Origin of the sequence: Agrobacterium sp. BT-220-3 (genome assembly GCF_025910175.1) — a bacterium.
Lineage (GTDB): Bacteria > Pseudomonadota > Alphaproteobacteria > Rhizobiales > Rhizobiaceae > Agrobacterium > Agrobacterium oryzihabitans.
In genome coordinates, this window is sequence record NZ_JAPAIX010000004.1 from 258,522 (window position 1) to 276,492 (window position 17,971).

Annotated in this window: 19 protein-coding genes; 14 read left to right on the plus strand and 5 right to left on the minus strand. The window is 60.5% G+C overall.

Annotated features, from left to right (window positions below):
• Positions 1-5 precede the first annotated feature (5 nt).
• The 4 genes from OK142_RS14420 to hemC all read right to left on the minus strand — a co-directional run bounded on the left by OK142_RS14420 (position 6) and on the right by hemC (position 4,834).
• Positions 6-1,622: a heme biosynthesis protein HemY gene (locus OK142_RS14420; RefSeq protein WP_498683467.1), complete on the minus strand. Its 1,617-nt coding sequence runs from the start codon at positions 1,620-1,622 to the stop codon at positions 6-8.
• A gap of 3 nt (positions 1,623-1,625) precedes the next feature.
• On the minus strand, positions 1,626-3,086 hold the full coding sequence (locus OK142_RS14425) for a COG4223 family protein (RefSeq protein ID WP_498683469.1): 1,461 nt from the start codon (positions 3,084-3,086) through the stop codon (positions 1,626-1,628).
• A gap of 73 nt (positions 3,087-3,159) precedes the next feature.
• Entirely contained in the window at positions 3,160-3,900 is a 741-nt protein-coding gene (locus OK142_RS14430) for a uroporphyrinogen-III synthase (RefSeq protein ID WP_498683471.1), read from the minus strand.
• A 4-nt stretch (positions 3,901-3,904) separates the two neighbouring features.
• Positions 3,905-4,834, minus strand: coding sequence for a hydroxymethylbilane synthase (gene hemC / locus OK142_RS14435; RefSeq protein ID WP_498683473.1), 930 nt, complete (start codon positions 4,832-4,834; stop codon positions 3,905-3,907).
• Positions 4,835-4,907: 73 nt separating this feature from the next.
• Here hemC and tsaD point away from each other — a divergent pair, with 73 nt between their 5' ends.
• From tsaD to OK142_RS14460, 5 genes are all read left to right on the plus strand, one after another.
• Positions 4,908-6,005, plus strand: a complete 1,098-nt coding sequence (gene tsaD / locus OK142_RS14440) for a tRNA (adenosine(37)-N6)-threonylcarbamoyltransferase complex transferase subunit TsaD (protein ID WP_498683476.1) — start codon at positions 4,908-4,910, stop codon at positions 6,003-6,005.
• Positions 6,005-6,988: an NAD(P)H-dependent glycerol-3-phosphate dehydrogenase gene (locus OK142_RS14445; protein ID WP_498683478.1), complete on the plus strand. Its 984-nt coding sequence runs from the start codon at positions 6,005-6,007 to the stop codon at positions 6,986-6,988. The genes tsaD and OK142_RS14445 overlap by 1 nt, the downstream gene beginning before the upstream one ends.
• An 86-nt stretch (positions 6,989-7,074) precedes the next feature.
• Entirely contained in the window at positions 7,075-7,368 is a 294-nt protein-coding gene (locus tag OK142_RS14450; protein WP_003492408.1) for a YciI-like protein, read from the plus strand.
• Between the two features lie 6 nt (positions 7,369-7,374).
• A complete protein-coding gene (locus tag OK142_RS14455) occupies positions 7,375-7,818 on the plus strand; it encodes an EVE domain-containing protein (protein WP_003492407.1) in 444 nt (147 codons plus the stop codon).
• Between the two features lie 7 nt (positions 7,819-7,825).
• Entirely contained in the window at positions 7,826-8,470 is a 645-nt protein-coding gene (locus OK142_RS14460; protein ID WP_003492406.1) for a class I SAM-dependent methyltransferase, read from the plus strand.
• Positions 8,471-8,481: 11 nt separating this feature from the next.
• Here the strand turns inward: OK142_RS14460 and OK142_RS14465 are convergent, their stop codons facing one another.
• A complete protein-coding gene (locus OK142_RS14465; RefSeq protein WP_498683481.1) occupies positions 8,482-8,850 on the minus strand; it encodes a hypothetical protein in 369 nt (122 codons plus the stop codon).
• 306 nt (positions 8,851-9,156) lie between these two features.
• On the opposite strand from OK142_RS14465, the gene sdhC reads away from it, so the two are divergent.
• The 9 genes from sdhC (at position 9,157) to sucD (ending at position 17,881) form a co-directional block, all read left to right on the plus strand.
• Positions 9,157-9,549, plus strand: a complete 393-nt coding sequence (gene sdhC, locus OK142_RS14470; RefSeq protein WP_035241184.1) for a succinate dehydrogenase, cytochrome b556 subunit — start codon at positions 9,157-9,159, stop codon at positions 9,547-9,549.
• 14 nt (positions 9,550-9,563) lie between these two features.
• On the plus strand, positions 9,564-9,944 hold the full coding sequence (gene sdhD, locus OK142_RS14475; protein WP_137038309.1) for a succinate dehydrogenase, hydrophobic membrane anchor protein: 381 nt from the start codon (positions 9,564-9,566) through the stop codon (positions 9,942-9,944).
• A gap of 7 nt (positions 9,945-9,951) precedes the next feature.
• Positions 9,952-11,793 carry a succinate dehydrogenase flavoprotein subunit gene (gene sdhA / locus OK142_RS14480; RefSeq protein ID WP_498683484.1) on the plus strand — a complete coding sequence of 614 codons (1,842 nt, stop codon included), beginning with the start codon at positions 9,952-9,954 and terminating at the stop codon, positions 11,791-11,793.
• 15 nt (positions 11,794-11,808) lie between these two features.
• Positions 11,809-12,588 carry a succinate dehydrogenase iron-sulfur subunit gene (locus tag OK142_RS14485; protein ID WP_003492400.1) on the plus strand — a complete coding sequence of 260 codons (780 nt, stop codon included), beginning with the start codon at positions 11,809-11,811 and terminating at the stop codon, positions 12,586-12,588.
• 205 nt (positions 12,589-12,793) lie between these two features.
• Positions 12,794-13,336 (plus strand): protease inhibitor Inh/omp19 family protein, encoded by a 543-nt coding sequence (locus OK142_RS14490; RefSeq protein WP_035241181.1) that lies wholly within the window; start codon positions 12,794-12,796, stop codon positions 13,334-13,336.
• Between the two features lie 93 nt (positions 13,337-13,429).
• Positions 13,430-14,593 carry a cell division protein ZapE gene (gene zapE, locus OK142_RS14495; RefSeq protein WP_082183054.1) on the plus strand — a complete coding sequence of 388 codons (1,164 nt, stop codon included), beginning with the start codon at positions 13,430-13,432 and terminating at the stop codon, positions 14,591-14,593.
• A gap of 178 nt (positions 14,594-14,771) precedes the next feature.
• Complete coding sequence (mdh, locus tag OK142_RS14500; RefSeq protein WP_035241918.1) at positions 14,772-15,734, plus strand: malate dehydrogenase; 963 nt, start codon at positions 14,772-14,774, stop codon at positions 15,732-15,734.
• A 33-nt stretch (positions 15,735-15,767) separates the two neighbouring features.
• On the plus strand, positions 15,768-16,961 hold the full coding sequence (gene sucC / locus OK142_RS14505; RefSeq protein ID WP_003492393.1) for an ADP-forming succinate--CoA ligase subunit beta: 1,194 nt from the start codon (positions 15,768-15,770) through the stop codon (positions 16,959-16,961).
• A gap of 17 nt (positions 16,962-16,978) precedes the next feature.
• Positions 16,979-17,881: a succinate--CoA ligase subunit alpha gene (gene sucD / locus OK142_RS14510; protein WP_003492390.1), complete on the plus strand. Its 903-nt coding sequence runs from the start codon at positions 16,979-16,981 to the stop codon at positions 17,879-17,881.
• Positions 17,882-17,971: the final 90 nt, after the last annotated feature.

Below are 17,971 nucleotides of genomic sequence, written 5' to 3' on the forward strand. Positions count from 1 at the left end.
GTTCGTCAGAAGAGTTTGAGGCGGGTCTTGGGTTCGGCTTCCGCGCCGGGTTTCTTGACGCCCGGATCATCGGGTGCGCCGCCGAAAAACGGCACGGGTTCCGCCTTCACATCCGCTGCATCCGCTTCCACCGGTGCCTCGATCGTTACCGGCCTGTTCTCCTTGGGGGCCGATACGACCGGCTTGACCTCAATCGGCTCGGCAGGTGCGGGTTTCGGCTCCACACGCGCCTCAGGCGCGGCCGGGATAACGATCGTTGCGGGGGCTGGTTCGGCCCTCGCTGGTGCGGCGGCAATCGCATTGTCGATTGTCATGTCTTCGACGGGACCTTCCAGCTGGCCGAAAGGCGCTTTCCATTCAAAGGCGTCGAGGCGGCCGGTGACCGGCGAGACGGGCAGCCATTTTTCCGAAACGATGTTATCGGCCACCCAGGCCGGATCTCGCGGTGCGCGCAGCGCCTGCGCCATCCAGTAGCGAACCCGTCCCTGATCGCCGGTTTCGGCCTCCTCGATATCGGCCATCAGCAGGAAGATGCTTTCGCGTGGCTCGATCCGCGCGGCGGCCTCCGCCTTGGCTCGCGCCTTGGCAAATTCCTTGGCGTCGAGTGCGGCCTGTGCCACCGCGAAGAGGGATTCGATGTTGTTGGGCTTCAGGCTTTCAAGCCGCTCGGCGCGTTTCAGGCGGTCAATGGCCGTATCGCCGCTGCGCGCCCGCACATAAAGCTCAGCGATCTGCGGATGCGGATCGGTCTTCCAGACCGGCTCCAGAACCGTTGCTGCCTTGCGCAGATTGTCTTCGCGCAGATATGATTTTGCCGCGATCAACGCTGCCGGCACAAGGCTTTTCGCGAGCTTGAGAGCATGTTTTGCATCCTCGCGCGCACCCACCGGATCGCTTTCCAGCTTCTCGCCGGCCTTTGCCGTCAGCAGCACCGCTTTCAGCCGTTCCGCCTCACCGCGTTCGATGACGCCTGCCGCCTTCTGCTGGTCGAGGAGGCGGATCGCGTCGTCCCATTGTCCATTGCGGCAGCGGTTTTCCAGCGTCGCCTGCGCTGCCCAGGGCAGGTAAGGGGCTTTTTCCGCCGCGTCCTCGGCATATTGCTGGGCCGCCTCATAGGCTCCCTGACGGCGGGCCTCGATATAGAGGCCGCGAAGACCAAGTTCGCGGGTTTCCGGATCGCGGGCCATCGCCTCGAATTTGCGTCGCGCCTCGTCATATTTGCCTTCGATGAGATCGGCCTGCGCATCGAGCAGATGGATCAGCGGCTCCTGATCGGCGCTGAGCAGCCCCTGCGTGCGGGCCGTCATCTTGCGAGCGAGAATGGCGTTGCCGGCACCGGCGGCGATGAGGCCGGTGGAAAGCGCCTGATAACCGCGGTCGCGCTTGCGGGCGCGAAAATAGCGTCGGGCGGCGTTCGGCGATGTCCATACGGCGTTGACGATCCACCAGAACAGCATCACGGCAGCAACCAGCGCCGCAATGATGGAAGCGGCGACCATCAGGCTCATTTCGATCAACTGGCCCTGCCAGACGATGGAAAGCATGCCGGGCCTATCCGCCAGCCACGAGAAACCGAAGCCGAGCGCCAGAACGATAAGGGCGAAAGTCAGAATTCTGGTCATGCCTTACCCCTGCCTGCCGGTGCTGGTGATGGCGCGGTTCAAGGTGCCTCCCACCAGGTTCTCAACCTCAATGCGGGCATCGAGGGACTTTTTATAGTCGGCGGATGCTGTCCTGGCGGCCTCGGGAAGCCCGTTCCATTCAAGCGCCGCACCCTGCAGATCGCCGTTGCGCAGCTTGTTTTCCATCCGCGCGATCATGGCGTCGGGGGTCTCGCCTTCGATATTTCCGACCGGGCGCACCTTCACCAGCGAAAAGGCGCTTTCCGTCAGGCGCTCAACGATGCCCTGATTGGGATCAGGCTGGTTGATGGCGGACAGCATTGCATTGGCGACATCAGGGAACTTCTGCATCAGTTCCGAGCGCGACGGCACACCGGTCGCAGCAAAGGATTGCAGCGATGCAATGGCGGGATCGTCGGGGATCACTTTCGAGAGCGTATCGAGTTCGGTCAGGAACGGTCCGCCGCGATCGATCGCTGCCTTCAGCCCGGCAGACGCGATGGCGCGGGCGACTTCGATATCGTCACGCGGCTCGTTGATCTTGGCTTCCGCGTCAGTAAGGCGACGCGTCAGGTCCGCCGTCGCTGTAGCCTGTGCGGATCGCTCCGACTGGAGCGTGGATTCCAGCGCGGCTATTTTTTCCGAAAGCGCATCCACCTGTGGCGCCTCGCCCTTCGCGCTCTCGAGGGTGGCGATGCGTTGTTCCAGAGCCGAGGTGTCTCCGGTGCTGGCCGGAACATTGGCGAGCTGCTGCCGCAGGCTCCCCAGATCGGTTCTCAATGCGGCGATCTCATCGCTTCCGGCTTTACCCGCACTAAATGAGGGCAGGATGCCGGCATATTGCATGCTGCCGGCAGCAGCGAGGGCCACGAGGCCGCCGACGATGCCCGCCGCGATCAGGCCGGAGGTTGCTGCCTGTTTGCGCTCGGGTTGCTGCGTCGTGGAGGGCCTGGCCGGTCCCGATGATGGGGCGCTGGTCGAGGGTCTTGCACTGGCAGTCGCGCTTCCGGATGCGGCAGAGGCCGATGAAGTGGAAGCAGAAGTCGCAGGCTTTGCGCTGGCTGCGGCAGCGGCACTTGTTCCGATGGTGCCCGTGGCGGGTTTCGCATCGGTTTTTGGCGGAACAGGCGTCGGCGAAACGGCCTCTGTCTGTTTGTCCGTCGGCTTCTCTCCCTGCGGCCTGTCGGCTGCGGGCTCTGCCTTGTGGACGTTCGGCTCGGGCTCGATTGGGGTCTTGTGTGGCTGGTCCCAAACCGGCGCAGGGTTGGCCGTTTCGGCTACCGAGGGCTTCTGGTCCGGAACGCTTGGTTCTGCAGCTGTGGCCTGTGCCTTCTCGCTGGTCCTATCATCAGTCTTGGCAGCGTCCACGTCGGCGGAAATTGCTTTCACGTCTTTTGCGTCCAGGTCGATGGTGACCGGTTCGGCTTTGGACTTGGAGTGGCGTGGCGGCTTTCCCGATACCATGACAACCTCATTTCTGCCTGCAATAGTCTAAACCTAGTCAGTGACGGCGGCAAAGGAAAGAGGCGAGCCTGAATTAGGTTCCCGAGTTGCGGTGAAGAAGTTCAAACATCGCCGCCTCGTTCGCGCTTTCGGCGGCGGCAGCGTTCTTGCGGAAGATTTCCGGAACCAGCAAAAGCACATTGCGGCTGATGCAGACGAATTGTGTAGTGGCCAGCGCCGCCACATATTTTTCCGCAGACGCGTGACGGAAAAATGCCTTTGCCGCTTCCGATGAATAGAGCAGCACCACATCCGCAGCTCTCTTCAGAAGCACCGTTTCGAGCATATCGTCGGAAAGATCTGACGGCTGCATTTCGTAACAATCGACTGCCCGGAATGGGATCCCGGCGGCGGCAAGACCATCCTCGAAGACGGCGCCTCGTGGCGTGCCGGTGAGATAGAGCAGGGGGAGGCCGTTCTTCAGAAGGGAGCGATGCTCCGCGACGAGCGCAGCGAGAGCCGCCGCATCGCCAGAGGCTGTGAAGATATTGCTGAAGCCGATTTTTTCTGCCGCCTCCGCCGTCGCCTCGCCGACGGCGAAGAGCGGTTTTGACAGATGGGGTGCAAGTCGGTCGCGGATGGTTTCCAGCGACCGCAGGGCCGCGGCGCTGGTGACGGCGATAGCCGATAGCGGGTCCGATAGCGCCGGGATGGCGCGCTCGCCGTGGTGGACGGGATGAAACAGCGGAAGAAGCACTGGCTGGTGGCCGAGGGATTCAAGCTTTGCGGCCGTCTTTTCGCCCGAACGATGCGGCCGGGTGACGACGATCCGCATCGGCTCAGCTCCAGCCGTCGAAGAAGTTGCTGCCCGCCCGGGCGCGCACGTCTTCGCCGGCCTTGCGACCCAAAGCTTCGGCATCCTTGCGAGCCCCGGAAATCTCGACGCCGTGGCTCGTCTGTCCGTCCGGGGTGAGGATCAGGCCGGAGAAATGCAGTTCCTCACTGTCACAGGTGGCGTAGCCTGCAATCGGGGTGCGGCAGGAGCCATCGAGGGCTGCCAGAAAGGCGCGTTCGCAGGTCACGGCATCATAGGTGGGCATGTCATTGATGGATGACAGCAAATCGTCCATGCGTGTGTCACCGATACGGCTCTCGACGCAAATCGCGCCCTGCGCGGGCGCTGGCGGAAAATCCTTCGGGTCGAGGATTTCCGTCGGGACGCTATCCATGCCCAGCCTCTTTAAGCCGGCAAAGGCGAGAAGCGTGGCGTCAGCCTGCCCTTCTTCCAGTTTGCGCAGGCGGGTTTCCACCTGGCCGCGGAAGATGATGACGTTCAGGTCCGGCCGCAATCGCCGGATCAGCGCCTGGCGGCGCAAGGAGGCCGAACCGACCACGGCGCCCTGCGGCAGTTCCAGAAGTTTCGGTGCAGCGCGGCCGATGAAGGCGTCGCGCATGTCCTCGCGCGGCAGGAAGGCGGAAAGATGGAGGCCCTTGGGCAGAACGGTCGGCATGTCCTTGGAGGAATGGACGGCAATATCAAGCTCGCCGGACAGAAGCTGGCTCTCCAGTTCCTCCGTAAACAGGCCCTTGCCGCCGATCTCCGACAAGGCGCGGTCGGTTATCCGGTCACCCTTGGTGGACAGCACGACGATTTCGAACATCTCTTCCGGCAGACCATGTGCCGCCATCAGCCGGTCACGCGTCTCGTAAGCCTGTGCGAGCGCCAGAGGGCTGCCGCGCGTGCCGATTCGGAAAGGTTTTGTTTGCATCCGCGTCTATCCATTGTTACCGGAGTTGTCTTAGACCAACTCAGCGCATGATCGCAATGAACGAACAGAATTGATGACCCCCTTTCTTCGTATCCTCGGCATAGAGACAAGCTGTGACGAAACCGCTGCATCCATTGTGGTTCGGCATGCGGACGGGCGTGGCGAGATCGTCTCCGACGTCGTTTTGTCGCAGCTTGAGGAACACAGCGCCTATGGTGGCGTGGTGCCTGAAATCGCCGCCCGCGCCCATGTCGAGGCGCTGGACACGCTGGTGGAAGAAGCGCTGGAGCAGGCGGGTGTCACCCTTGCCGATGTCGACGCCATTGCGGCCACATCCGGTCCGGGCCTTATCGGCGGCCTGCTGGTGGGCCTGATGACGGGCAAGGCGATTGCCATGGCAGCAGACAAACCGCTTTACGCCATCAACCATCTGGAAGGCCATGCGCTGACGGCGCGTCTGACCGATGGTCTGTCTTTCCCCTATCTGATGCTGCTGGTGTCCGGCGGCCACACCCAGCTGGTGCTGGTGCGCGGCGTCGGCGAATACGAGCGCTGGGGCACCACCATCGATGATGCGCTGGGGGAAGCCTTCGACAAGACCGCGAAGCTTCTGGGGTTGCCCTATCCCGGCGGACCTGCCGTTGAAAAGGCAGCGGCGGAAGGCAATCCGGACCGTTTTGCGCTGCCGCGTCCGATGGTCGGTGAGGTGAGGCTCGATTTTTCCTTCTCCGGCCTCAAGACGGCGGTGCGGCAGGCGGCGACCGCCATTGCCCCGCTCTCTGAGCAGGATATTGCCGATATCTGCGCTTCCTTCCAGAAGGCGGTGTCGCGCACCCTGAAAGACCGTATTGGCCGTGGCCTTGCGCGCTTTAAAGAGGAATTTCCGCATCTGGAGACGGAGCCTGCTCTGGTCGTGGCCGGCGGCGTCGCCGCCAATCAGGAAATCCGCCAAACGCTTCAGGCACTTTGCGATGCCCATGGCTTCCGTTTTGTTGCACCGCCGCACCGGCTCTGCACCGACAATGCCGCGATGATCGCCTGGGCGGGGCTGGAGCGGATGGCATGCGGCAGGGAACCGGATGCGCTGGAGATCGCGCCGCGCTCGCGCTGGCCTCTCGATGGTAGTGCGGAGACATTGATCGGTTTCGGCAAAAGGGGAGCCAAGGCCTGATGCAGCGGGAAAAAATCGTCGTCATCGGTGCTGGCGCCTTCGGAACCGCGCTCGCCGTCGTCATCGCGCTGGAGAACCGGCATGATGTGACCCTGCTCGGCCGCGACGCGTCCCTGATGGCCGATCTGAAGGTTGATCGTATTCACGAGGCTGTCCTGCCGGGTGTCGACCTCCCGGATGCGCTTGCGTTTTCCGTCGAGCCGGATGTCCTGGCCGATGCAGGCATTGTCCTATTCGCCATGCCCTCGCAGGCCCATGCGGATGCGGCCCGCCATTACGGTCCCTATCTGGCTAAAGATTGTATCATCGTTACCTGCGCCAAGGGCATAGACGGGGTTTCCGGGCGTCTGCTGACCGAGCTTCTGGAAGCAGAACTGCCGCATCATCCAATCGCCGTTCTCTCCGGTCCGGGTTTCGCCGCCGATATTGCACGCGGACTGCCGACCGCGATGGCGATCGCGGCGGAAGATGCTGTGATCGCCGAGCGGCTGGCGACAACGATTTCCGGCAGAACTTTCAGGCTTTATGCCTCCACCGATCGCATCGGTGTGCAGCTTGGCGGCGCGCTGAAGAATGTGCTCGCCATTGCCGCTGGCATCGTTGAGGGCGCGGGTCTCGGTGATTCCGCCAGGGCAGCGCTGATTTCGCGCGGTCTTGCCGAAATGTCGCGGCTGGTCGTCGCCATGGGCGGCAAGGCCGACACGGTGCGCGGTCTTTCCGGCCTCGGGGATCTCGTGCTGACAGCGACGAGCCACCAGTCGCGCAACCTGCGTTTCGGCATCGCGCTTGGCCGGGGCGAGGGCAAGGATATGTCCGGCGGGCTGGTGGAGGGCGCTTTTGCAGCAGCCGTTGCCGCCCGGCTTGGCGAACATCACGCTGTCGACATGCCGGTGACCGAGGCGGTGGCCGCCATTATCGACGGCAATCTGGATGTGGCGAGCGCCATGCAACAATTGATGACACGGCCCATCACCACGGAATGAGTGTGGCCTCTGAATAGTTTTTACGCATGTCCTGATCCCAAAACCGCTGACACTTTTGTAGGACATGCGCCAGCGAGGAGAGAAAAATGCTGTTTGCCTTTATCTGCAAGGACAAGCCCGGCCATCTGAACGTGCGCATGGACACGCGCCCGGCCCATCTGGAGCACCTGAACAAGCTGAATGCCGAGGGCACGCTGAAGATTGCCGGCCCGTTTCTGGACGCCGAAGGCAAGCCCAATGGCAGCCTGGTCATCGTCGAGGCAGCCGATATCGAGGCCGCAAAAGCTCTTGCCGATGCCGATCCCTATGCCAAGGCCGGCCTGTTCGAAAGCGTGGATGTGAAGCCCTATAACTGGGTCTTCAACAATCCGGGAGCGTGACGGGTCATGGCGAATTACTGGCTTTACAAGTCCGAGCCGTTCAAATGGTCCTGGGAAATGCAGAAGGCCAAGGGCGAGGCCGGCGAAGAATGGACCGGCGTGCGCAACTATCAGGCCCGCAACAACATGCGCGCCATGAAAATCGGCGACAAGGGTTTCTTCTACCACTCCAATGAGGGGCTGGATGTCGTCGGCATCGTCGAAGTCTGCGCCCTTTCGCATCCGGATTCGACCGCAGAGGGCGACCTGAAGTGGGATTGCGTGGATATCCGCGCCGTATGCGACATGCCGCAGCCGGTTTCGCTGAAGGATGTGAAGGCCAATCCGAAACTGGAGAAGATGTCTCTGGTCACGTCCATGCGGCTTTCCGTGCAGCCGGTGACGGAAGAGGAATATCTCGAGGTCTGCCGCATGGGTGGTCTCGCCAATCCGCCGAAATCGCCAGACTGAGCTTTCGGTGAGGACCGATCCCGAACGCTTCATTCTTGACAATACCGGCATCATGCATCCGCCGCATGTGCCGGAATTGCGCCTTCATCTGGCAAGCGAAGCCCATGAGCTTTGGCTGAAGACGGAGGAGGAGCTGGAAGAGATCGGCCTGCCTCCACCTTTCTGGGCCTTCGCATGGGCCGGCGGGCAGGGGCTTGCGCGCTATGTTCTCGATCATCCTGAAAGTGTCTCCGGCAAGCGCGTGGTGGATTTCGCCAGCGGTTCAGGGCTGGTCGCCATCGCTGCCGCCAAGGCGGGTGCCGCTGCCGTCATTGCCGCCGATATCGACCCCTGGACGGAAACGGCCATCCGGCTGAATGCTGCTCTCAATGGCGTGGATGTCGATTTTACCGGGCGCAATCTGGTCGGGACGCCGGTTGAAGCGGATGTTCTGCTGGCCGGCGACGTGTTTTATGACCGCGCCTTTGCCGATCTTCTCGTACCCTGGTTCCTGGAACTGACGGCGAAAGGCGTGAGCGTGCTCGTCGGTGACCCGGGGCGTGCCTATCTGCCCAAGCAGCGCCTTGTCGCAGAGGCAACCTATCAGGTGCCGGTGACAAGGGCTCTGGAAGACAGTGAAGTCAAAAAGACCACCGTCTGGCGTTTTGTCTGATTATATTTGACTTACGGCCGGATGACGCAGACGCCATGCTCATAGGCGCAGGCGTCGCCCGAGGTTTCGGCATGAACATTGATGATTTTCGCTCGGGGGGCCAGTTGTGTGCCCGTCGTGGCGACTGCAACTCTTCCTGAAAGACCACCGCCAATAGCAAAGTAATTGCCGTTGCCGCGAACCCGCAAGGCCGATATCGCCCCCACATAGGTGCCGCCGGGGAGGGTTGACGGCAAGCCGTCGGTGGAGAAACTGTCCTGCGATTGCCGATGCTGATTATCGTGGCGTCCGTTAAAATTCTCTGCCGTCGCAGCAGGCACTGCGGTGAAAATGATACCTGCTGCCAGCATGACCAGAGCGGCGATTCGATGCTGTAACATGAGCCTTATTCTCCGGATTTTTTCAGTTAATGAATAGTAAATTACACGATTCATGAATTACGTAAAGGTAAATATTTTGAGGGTGTAAATCTTGGAAATGCTCGATTTTTTATTTTCGAGCAAAAAAATTCCAAAAAAAATTCGTGAACCAATCGATTAAATTGGAATCGGTCATGAAATGTGCTTGTCGTGATGCTCCCATGTGATTAAACGTCGCGGTTGGTGCAATGCACATTCTTTCGTCATGTGCTGTTGCTTGGGGGCGCCCTATCTCATGGGCGCACGGGAAAACGCCGCGAGGTTCTGATGGCGAATGCGACTAATAACCGGCCTCTGTCGCCGCATCTTCAAATTTACAAGCCGATTCCGACGATGGTTGCGTCCATCGTGCACCGCATCACGGGTGCTGCACTTTACTTTGGAACGCTTCTGGTTGCCTGGTGGCTTATCGCACTTGCTTCCGGCCCGGCCTATTATGACTGGGTCAGCTGGGCGATGGGTACGATCATCGGCAAGCTTATCCTGATCGGATATACCTGGGCTCTCGTTCACCACCTGCTGGGCGGCCTTCGCCACTTCATGTGGGATCTCGGCCATGGCTTCGAAAAGAACTTCAACACAAAACTCGCCAAGGCGACCTTCGCAGCGTCGATCTGTCTGACCGCGCTCATCTGGGTCATCGCCCTGATCGTGCGCTAAGGAGATAGCCTGTCATGGATATGCGTACACCTCTCGGAAAGGTTCGCGGCCTCGGCTCCGCCAAGGAAGGCACCGACCATTTCTGGCGTCAGCGCCTGACGGCGGTCGCCAACGTTCCGTTGCTCATCTTCTTCGTGGTCTTCCTCATCCAGTACGCCGGCGCGCCCTATCCGGAAGTCGTCGCCGCGCTGTCGAACCCGCTTGTCGCCGTTATCATGGGTCTGGTGCTGGTTTCCGGCCTCATCCACATGAAGCTCGGCATGCAGGTCATCATCGAAGACTATGTTCACGCCGAGGTTTCGAAGCTCGTTCTTCTGATGCTCAATACGTTTTTCGCGGTTCTCATTGGCGGTCTTTGCATCTTCGCCATTCTGAAAATCGCATTCGCAGGATAAGTCCGCCATGGCATCGATCAGTTCACCTTCCCAGAATGGCAAGGCCTACACCTATGTCGATCACTCCTATGACGTGATCGTGGTGGGCGCCGGCGGCGCGGGTCTGCGCGCAACGCTCGGCATGGCGGAACAGGGTTTCCGCACGGCCTGCATCACCAAGGTTTTCCCGACGCGCTCCCACACGGTCGCGGCGCAGGGCGGCATCGCCGCCTCGCTCACCAATATGACGCCCGACTGTTGGCAGTGGCACCTTTACGACACCGTAAAGGGCTCCGACTGGCTGGGCGATGTCGACGCGATGCAATATCTCGCCATGGAAGCGCCAAAGGCGGTCTATGAGCTGGAGCATTATGGCGTGCCGTTCTCGCGCAATGCCGAAGGCAAGATTTACCAGCGCCCGTTCGGCGGTCACATGCAGAATTACGGTGAAGGCCCACCGGTACAGCGCACCTGCGCCGCTGCCGACCGTACCGGCCATGCCATTCTGCACACGCTTTATGGCCAGTCGCTGCGCAACAATGCGGAATTCTTCATCGAATATTTCGCGCTCGACCTCATCATGTCGGCAGATGGCCGCTGCACCGGCGTCGTTGCATGGAACCTCGATGACGGCACGATCCATCGCTTCTCCGCCAAGATGGTGGTGTTGGCGACCGGCGGTTACGGCCGCGCCTATTTCTCGGCAACGTCTGCCCATACCTGCACCGGCGACGGCGGCGGCATGATCGCACGTGCCGGCCTGCCGCTTCAGGATATGGAATTCGTTCAGTTCCACCCGACCGGCATTTACGGCGCGGGCTGCCTGATTACCGAAGGTGCGCGCGGCGAGGGCGGTTATCTCGTTAACTCAGAAGGCGAGCGCTTCATGGAGCGTTATGCGCCTTCGGCGAAGGACCTTGCCTCGCGTGACGTGGTGTCTCGCTGCATGACCATGGAAATCCGCGAGGGTCGTGGCGTCGGCAAGAACAAGGACCACATCTTCCTGCATCTCGATCACCTTGATCCGGCGATCCTGCATGAGCGTCTTCCGGGCATTTCCGAAAGCGCGAAGATTTTCGCCGGCGTCGACGTGACGCGCGAGCCGATCCCGGTTCTGCCGACGGTTCACTACAATATGGGCGGCATTCCGACCAATTATTGGGGCGAAGTGCTCAACGCCAACGCCGAAAACCCGGAGCGCATCGCGCCTGGCCTGATGGCCGTTGGCGAAGCCGGTTGCGCCTCCGTTCACGGCGCGAACCGTCTCGGCTCCAACTCGCTGATCGACCTCGTGGTCTTCGGCCGTGCTGCCGCCATCCGTGCAGCCCAGGTCATCGACCGCGATGCGCCGGTTCCGGCTCTCGACACGGCGGCCTGCGACAGGATCATGGAGCGCTTCGACAGCCTGCGTTATGCCAATGGCTCGACGCCGACGGCGGTGCTGCGCGACAAGATGCAGCGCGCCATGCAGGACGATGCGGCCGTGTTCCGCACGCAGGAATCGCTGGAAAGCGGTTGCCAGCGTCTTTCCGCCATCTGGAAGGAACTGCCTGATGTCAAGGTCACCGACCGTTCGATGGTCTGGAACTCCGATCTGGTCGAGACGCTCGAGCTGCACAATCTGATGGCCAACGCGATCACCACGGTCTACGGCGCGGAAGCGCGCAAGGAAAGCCGCGGCTCGCATGCCCGCGAGGATTTCGTCGATGGTCCGTTCGGCGGTCGCGACGACGTGAACTGGCGCAAGCACACGCTTGCCTGGGTCAGCCCCGAAGGTGACGTCAAGCTCGACTACCGCCCTGTTCATACCGACCTGATCGCCGACGGCATCGATCCCAAAAAGATCGAGCCGAAGGCTCGCGTCTACTGATTTGAGGAACTGGATATGGTTGAACTCGCTCTCCCCAAGAATTCCCAGATCAGCGAAGGCAAAGTCTGGCCGAAGCCGGATGGTGCCAAGAACGTTCGCGAATACCGGATCTATCGCTGGAACCCGGATGACGGCCAGAACCCGCGCATCGATACCTATTATATCGATGTCGACGATTGCGGGCCGATGGTTCTCGATGCGCTTCTCTACATCAAGAACAACATCGACCCGACGCTGACGCTGCGCCGCTCCTGCCGTGAAGGCATTTGCGGTTCCTGCGCCATGAACATCGACGGCACCAATACGCTCGCCTGCACCAAGGGCATGGAAGAGATCAAGGGCACGGTGAAGGTCTATCCGCTGCCGCATATGCCTGTCGTGAAGGATCTCGTTCCTGATCTGTCGAACTTCTATGCGCAGCACCGCTCCATTGAGCCGTGGCTGAAGACGGTTTCGCCGACGCCCGCCAAGGAATGGAAACAAAGCCACGAGGACCGCCTGAAGCTGGACGGTCTTTATGAGTGCATTCTCTGCGCCTGCTGCTCCACCTCCTGTCCCAGCTACTGGTGGAATGGCGACCGCTACCTCGGTCCCGCCGTTCTGCTGCAGGCCTATCGCTGGCTGATCGACAGCCGCGATGAAGCAACCGGCGAGCGTCTCGACGATCTCGAAGACCCGTTCCGCCTTTATCGCTGCCACACCATCATGAACTGCGCGCAGGCTTGCCCGAAGGGTCTGAACCCGGCCAAGGCTATCGCGGAAATCAAGAAGATGATGGTCGAGCGTCGCGTCTGAAGACGATTCGCTGAGAGAGAAAATCTATCGGGCCGTGGTGTCGACTGCGGCCCTTTTTTACAACCGGGCGCGGGAAATTTCGGTAAAAATCGACCGAAATGGTAATTATCCCAGCCATCGCTTGCGCAAGATAAGGCTTTGGTAATAATTCAGCCTTCTTGTTTGATCATGGTCTTTCCGGAAGCGAGAGAATCGGGAGCTTGATATGCAATTCAGATATGTGGTGACGGGCCTTGCGGTTGTAATGAGCCTCGCCGGTTGCCAACGTACCTCCTACGATTACAACAACAATAGCGGCGGTAATCCCGGTTATACGCCTCCACTGCAGGCACAGCCGGTTCCCTCCGTTCAGTCTGGCGCGCTGCCGCCACCCGGTGGTGCATCGGGCACTCAGTTCCCGTCGGCACCCGCTTCGGCGACGCCTGGCGGCACGGATGTGGCATCTGCTGCTCCGCCGACAACGGCGCTCGACGTTACCAAGGAATCCATGGTCGGCAACTGGCGCGTTTCCAATGGCGGTGCCAATTGCGACATGTTCCTGACGCTCACCAATCTCGGCAGCGGGTCGCGTGGCGGCACGCGTGGCTGCTCCGGCGAGCTGACGGCAATGGGTTCCTGGGAAGTGTCCGGCAAGATGGTCCTCTTCAAGAACCGTTCAGGCGATACGATCGGCCGCGTCTACAAGAGCGCCGATGCGCGCTTTGACGGCACCACCAATAGCGGCCAGCCGCTCAGCCTCAGCCGATAGAGCATCTCCGGTGTATCCGGATCGCCTTGCCTGTTCTGAGCCATTCCATTCGTCGCGGATGCCTGTCGGTGTCCGCGACCGGAGCGCTTTTCCATGAAGCCATTGCCCGATTACAATCATAGTGTCGTTGAACAGCTCAACGCATTAACGGCAGCTGGCACCTTGCAGGCGGATGCGGCGCAACTCGGCGTGGCGGCTCACCTCGACCGTATCCTTGCCGATCTAAAGGCACGCAAGCCCGCCAAGAAAAAAAGCGCGCTCGGCTGGATGTTCGCGCGCAAGGCCGGTCCAGCTGCGCCCGTCAAGGGATTGTATGTCTATGGCAGCGTCGGCCGAGGCAAGACGATGCTGATGGACATGTTCTATGAGATGGCGCCCGTTTCTTCCAAACGGCGCTGCCATTTTCACGAGTTCATGGCGGATGTGCATAATCGCGTGCATGCGCATCGGCAGAAGCTGAAGAATGGCGAAACCAAACAGGCAGACCCCATTCCGCCTGTCGCGGCCCAACTTCTGGCGGAAGCGGAGCTCCTTTGCTTCGACGAGTTCACCGTCACGGATATTGCCGATGCGATGATCCTCGCCCGGCTGTTCAGCGAACTCTTCGCCAATGGCTGCACTCTGGTAACGACATCCAACGTCGTACCCGACAATCTCTACAAGGACGGGCTCAATCGCGGCCTGTTCCTGCCTTTCGTCGACTTGCTGAAGAAGTATGTTGAGGTCGTGACGCTGGACAGCCCCACCGATTACCGGATGGAAAAGCTGGAAAGCCTGCCGGTCTATGTCACGCCGCTCGACGGTTCGGCGGATCAGGCGATGGATATGGCCTGGCGGCACATGACCGGTGGCCACCTTGTCGCGCCGACGGAAATACCGATGAAGGGCCGCTCCATTCTGGTGCCGCGCGCCAGTGGCCGTGTGGCGCGTTTTTCATTTTCCGATCTTTGCGAGAAGCCGCTCGGGGCTTCCGACTTCCTTGCCATCGCCAATCGTTTCGATACGGTCTTCATCGACCATATCCCGTTCTTGAATGCGGACAAGCGCAACGAGACCAAGCGTTTCATCATCCTCATCGATGCGCTTTACGACCACAGCGTCCGGCTTTTTGCCTCCGCTGCCGCCATGCCGGAAGACCTGCTCGGCAAGCGCAAGGGAACCGAAGGCTTCGAGTTTGATCGCACTGCCTCGCGGCTGTTTGAGATGCGCAGCGCGGATTATCTGGCGCTGCATCACGAAAAACGGCAGAAAGTTTGACACTTTCGTGACGTATTTTCTTACGTTTACGTAAGAAAATAATGGTCTAAACGATTGAAAATATTCATCACAAAAGAATCTGTTGCCAATTTTGGCCAATGGGGCTAATCGAAGTCCGACAATTTGGCTGCCGGTTTGGCGCGGTGAAATTGAATTGAAGCTCAAGAGGAAGCATTCGATGGCTCGCAAAAAAATTGCACTTATTGGTTCTGGCATGATCGGCGGCACGCTGGCGCATCTCGCCAGCCTGAAGGAACTGGGCGATATCGTCCTCTTCGATATTGCCGACGGCATCCCGCAGGGCAAGGGTCTGGATATTGCCCAGTCCGGCCCGGTTGAAGGCTTCAATGCAAAGCTCACCGGCGCTTCCGATTACGCCGCCATCGAAGGCGCAGACGTCTGCATCGTCACCGCCGGCGTTGCCCGCAAGCCCGGCATGAGCCGCGACGATCTTCTCGGAATCAACCTCAAGGTCATGGAGCAGGTCGGCGCCGGCATCAAGAAATATGCCCCGAATGCTTTCGTCATCTGCATCACCAACCCGCTCGACGCCATGGTCTGGGCGCTGCAGAAGTTCTCCGGCCTGCCGAAGAACAAGGTCGTCGGCATGGCCGGCGTTCTCGACAGCGCGCGCTTCCGTCTTTTCCTCTCCGAAGAATTCAATGTTTCGGTTGAAGACGTCACCGCCTTCGTTCTCGGCGGCCACGGCGATACCATGGTGCCGCTCGCACGCTACTCCACGGTCGCCGGCATTCCGCTGACCGACCTCGTCAAGATGGGCTGGCTGACCGCCGAGCGTCTCGAAGAGATCGTACAGCGCACGCGCGACGGCGGTGCGGAAATCGTCGGCCTGCTGAAGACCGGTTCGGCTTATTATGCGCCGGCCGCTTCCGCGATCGAAATGGCTGAATCCTACCTCAAGGACAAGAAGCGCGTCCTGCCCGCCGCTGCCCATCTCTCGGGTCAGTATGGCGTGGACGATATGTATGTCGGCGTTCCCACCATCATCGGTGCCGGCGGTATCGAGCGCATCATCGAGATCGAGCTGAACAAGGAAGAAGAAGCAGCCTTCCGCAAGTCCGTCGGCGCTGTCGCCGGTCTTTGCGAAGCCTGCGTCAACATCGCTCCGTCGCTGAAGTAATAGCCTCTAGCGGCTCCAAACAGGGATTATTCCATGAATATTCACGAATATCAGGCCAAGGCTCTTCTGAAGGGCTACGGCGCGCCGGTTGCTGAAGGCGTCGCCATCCTCAAGGTCGAAGAAGCCGAAGCTGCCGCAAAGCAGCTTCCCGGCCCGCTTTACGTCGTCAAGAGCCAGATCCACGCCGGCGGCCGCGGCAAGGGCAAGTTCAAGGAACTTGGCCCTGACGCCAAGGGCGGCGTTCGTCTGGCAAAGTCGATCGACGAAGTCGTTTCCCACGCCAAGGACATGCTCGGCAACACGCTGGTAACGGCGCAGACGGGCGATGCCGGCAAGCAGGTCAACCGTCTCTACATCGAAGACGGCGCGGACATTGCCCGCGAGCTGTACTGCTCGCTGCTGGTTGACCGTTCCGTCGGCCAGGTTGCTTTCGTGGTTTCCACTGAAGGCGGCATGGATATCGAGGCTGTCGCCCACGACACGCCCGAGAAGATCCACACCATCGCCATCAACCCCGAAAAGGGTGTGAGCGACGCCGACGTTGCCGCGATCTCCAAGGCTCTCGAGCTTGATGGTGTTGCTGCCGAAGACGCCAAGGCGCTGTTCCCGATCCTCTACAAGGCCTTCAACGAGAAGGACATGGCTCTCCTCGAGGTCAACCCGCTGATCGTCATGGAAAATGGCCATCTGCGCGTTCTCGACGCCAAGATGTCCTTCGACGGCAATGCGCTGTTCCGCCACGACGACGTCAAGGCGCTGCGCGACGAAACCGAAGAAGACGCCAAGGAAATCGAAGCCTCCAAGTGGGACCTCGCTTACGTTGCTCTCGACGGCAACATCGGCTGCATGGTCAATGGTGCCGGTCTCGCCATGGCGACGATGGACATCATCAAGCTTTACGGCAAAGAGCCGGCTAATTTCTGCGACGTCGGCGGCGGCGCCGGCAAGGAGAAGGTTGCGGCAGCCTTCAAGATCATCACGGCTGACCCGAAGGTCGAGGGCATCCTCGTCAACATCTTCGGCGGCATCATGAAGTGCGACGTCATCGCCGAAGGCGTGATTGCCGCGGTGAAGGAAGTCGGTTTGCAGGTTCCGCTCGTTGTTCGCCTCGAAGGCACCAACGTCGAACTTGGCAAGAAGCTTCTCAACGAATCTGGCCTTGCGATTACGGCTGCTGACGATCTGGACGACGCAGCCAAGAAGATCGTCGCGGCGATCAACGGCTAATTGAGGGACCGGAAATAATGTCTATTCTTGTTAATAAAGACACGAAGATCCTTGTTCAGGGTCTGACCGGCAAGACCGGCACCTTCCACACCGAACAGGCGCTTGCCTATTACGGCACGCAGATGGTCGGCGGTATTCACCCGAAGAAGGGTGGCGAAACCTGGACCGGTTCCAAGGGCGAAAGCCTGCCGATCTTCGCAACGGTTGCCGAAGCCAAGGAAAAGACCGGTGCAGACGCATCCGTGATCTACGTTCCGCCGGCAGGTGCAGCCGATGCCATCATCGAAGCCATCGATGCGGAAATTCCGTTCATCACCTGCATCACCGAAGGTATCCCGGTCATGGACATGGTTCGCGTCAAGGCTCGCCTCGACCGCTCCAAGTCGCGCCTGCTCGGCCCGAACTGCCCGGGTATCCTGACGCCGGAAGAATGCAAGATCGGTATCATGCCGGGCTCCATCTTCCGCAAGGGTTCGGTCGGTATCGTTTCCCGTTCGGGCACGCTCACCTATGAAGCCGTGTTCCAGACTTCCAACGAAGGCCTCGGCCAGACGACGGCTGTCGGCATCGGCGGCGACCCGGTCAAGGGCACCGAGTTCATCGACGTGCTGGAAATGTTCCTCGCCGACGACGCCACCCAGTCGATCATCATGATCGGCGAAATCGGTGGTTCGGCTGAAGAAGATGCGGCGCAGTTCCTGATCGACGAAGCCAAGAAGGGCCGCAAGAAGCCGATGGCCGGCTTCATCGCAGGCCGTACGGCTCCGAAGGGTCGCACCATGGGTCACGCCGGCGCTGTCGTTTCCGGCGGCAAGGGCGATGCAGAGTCCAAGATCGCAGCAATGGAAGCAGCCGGTATCAAGGTATCGCCCTCTCCGGCGCGCCTCGGCAAGACGCTGGTTGAAGTCCTCAAGGGCTGAGACCACATGAGACCGGTAACGGGCGGCGCGGCTTCAACGCCACGCTGCCCGATGCCGCAAGAACGACAGACAGAACGGCATACCGCCCCG

Coding starts and splice junctions, on each gene's coding strand:
- sucD (WP_003492390.1), top strand. CDS start 16,979: ATGTCTATTCTTGTTAATAAAGACACGAAGATCCTTGTTCAGGGTCTG.
- tsaD (WP_498683476.1), top strand. CDS start 4,908: ATGACCCCCTTTCTTCGTATCCTCGGCATAGAGACAAGCTGTGACGAA.
- sdhC (WP_035241184.1), top strand. CDS start 9,157: ATGGCGAATGCGACTAATAACCGGCCTCTGTCGCCGCATCTTCAAATT.
- OK142_RS14485 (WP_003492400.1), top strand. CDS start 11,809: ATGGTTGAACTCGCTCTCCCCAAGAATTCCCAGATCAGCGAAGGCAAA.
- sucC (WP_003492393.1), top strand. CDS start 15,768: ATGAATATTCACGAATATCAGGCCAAGGCTCTTCTGAAGGGCTACGGC.
- OK142_RS14450 (WP_003492408.1), top strand. CDS start 7,075: ATGCTGTTTGCCTTTATCTGCAAGGACAAGCCCGGCCATCTGAACGTG.
- OK142_RS14425 (WP_498683469.1), bottom strand. CDS start 3,086: ATGGTATCGGGAAAGCCGCCACGCCACTCCAAGTCCAAAGCCGAACCG.
- sdhA (WP_498683484.1), top strand. CDS start 9,952: ATGGCATCGATCAGTTCACCTTCCCAGAATGGCAAGGCCTACACCTAT.
- OK142_RS14465 (WP_498683481.1), bottom strand. CDS start 8,850: ATGTTACAGCATCGAATCGCCGCTCTGGTCATGCTGGCAGCAGGTATC.
- mdh (WP_035241918.1), top strand. CDS start 14,772: ATGGCTCGCAAAAAAATTGCACTTATTGGTTCTGGCATGATCGGCGGC.
- OK142_RS14455 (WP_003492407.1), top strand. CDS start 7,375: ATGGCGAATTACTGGCTTTACAAGTCCGAGCCGTTCAAATGGTCCTGG.
- OK142_RS14490 (WP_035241181.1), top strand. CDS start 12,794: ATGCAATTCAGATATGTGGTGACGGGCCTTGCGGTTGTAATGAGCCTC.
- OK142_RS14430 (WP_498683471.1), bottom strand. CDS start 3,900: ATGCGGATCGTCGTCACCCGGCCGCATCGTTCGGGCGAAAAGACGGCC.
- OK142_RS14445 (WP_498683478.1), top strand. CDS start 6,005: ATGCAGCGGGAAAAAATCGTCGTCATCGGTGCTGGCGCCTTCGGAACC.
- OK142_RS14420 (WP_498683467.1), bottom strand. CDS start 1,622: ATGACCAGAATTCTGACTTTCGCCCTTATCGTTCTGGCGCTCGGCTTC.
- sdhD (WP_137038309.1), top strand. CDS start 9,564: ATGGATATGCGTACACCTCTCGGAAAGGTTCGCGGCCTCGGCTCCGCC.
- hemC (WP_498683473.1), bottom strand. CDS start 4,834: ATGCAAACAAAACCTTTCCGAATCGGCACGCGCGGCAGCCCTCTGGCG.
- zapE (WP_082183054.1), top strand. CDS start 13,430: ATGAAGCCATTGCCCGATTACAATCATAGTGTCGTTGAACAGCTCAAC.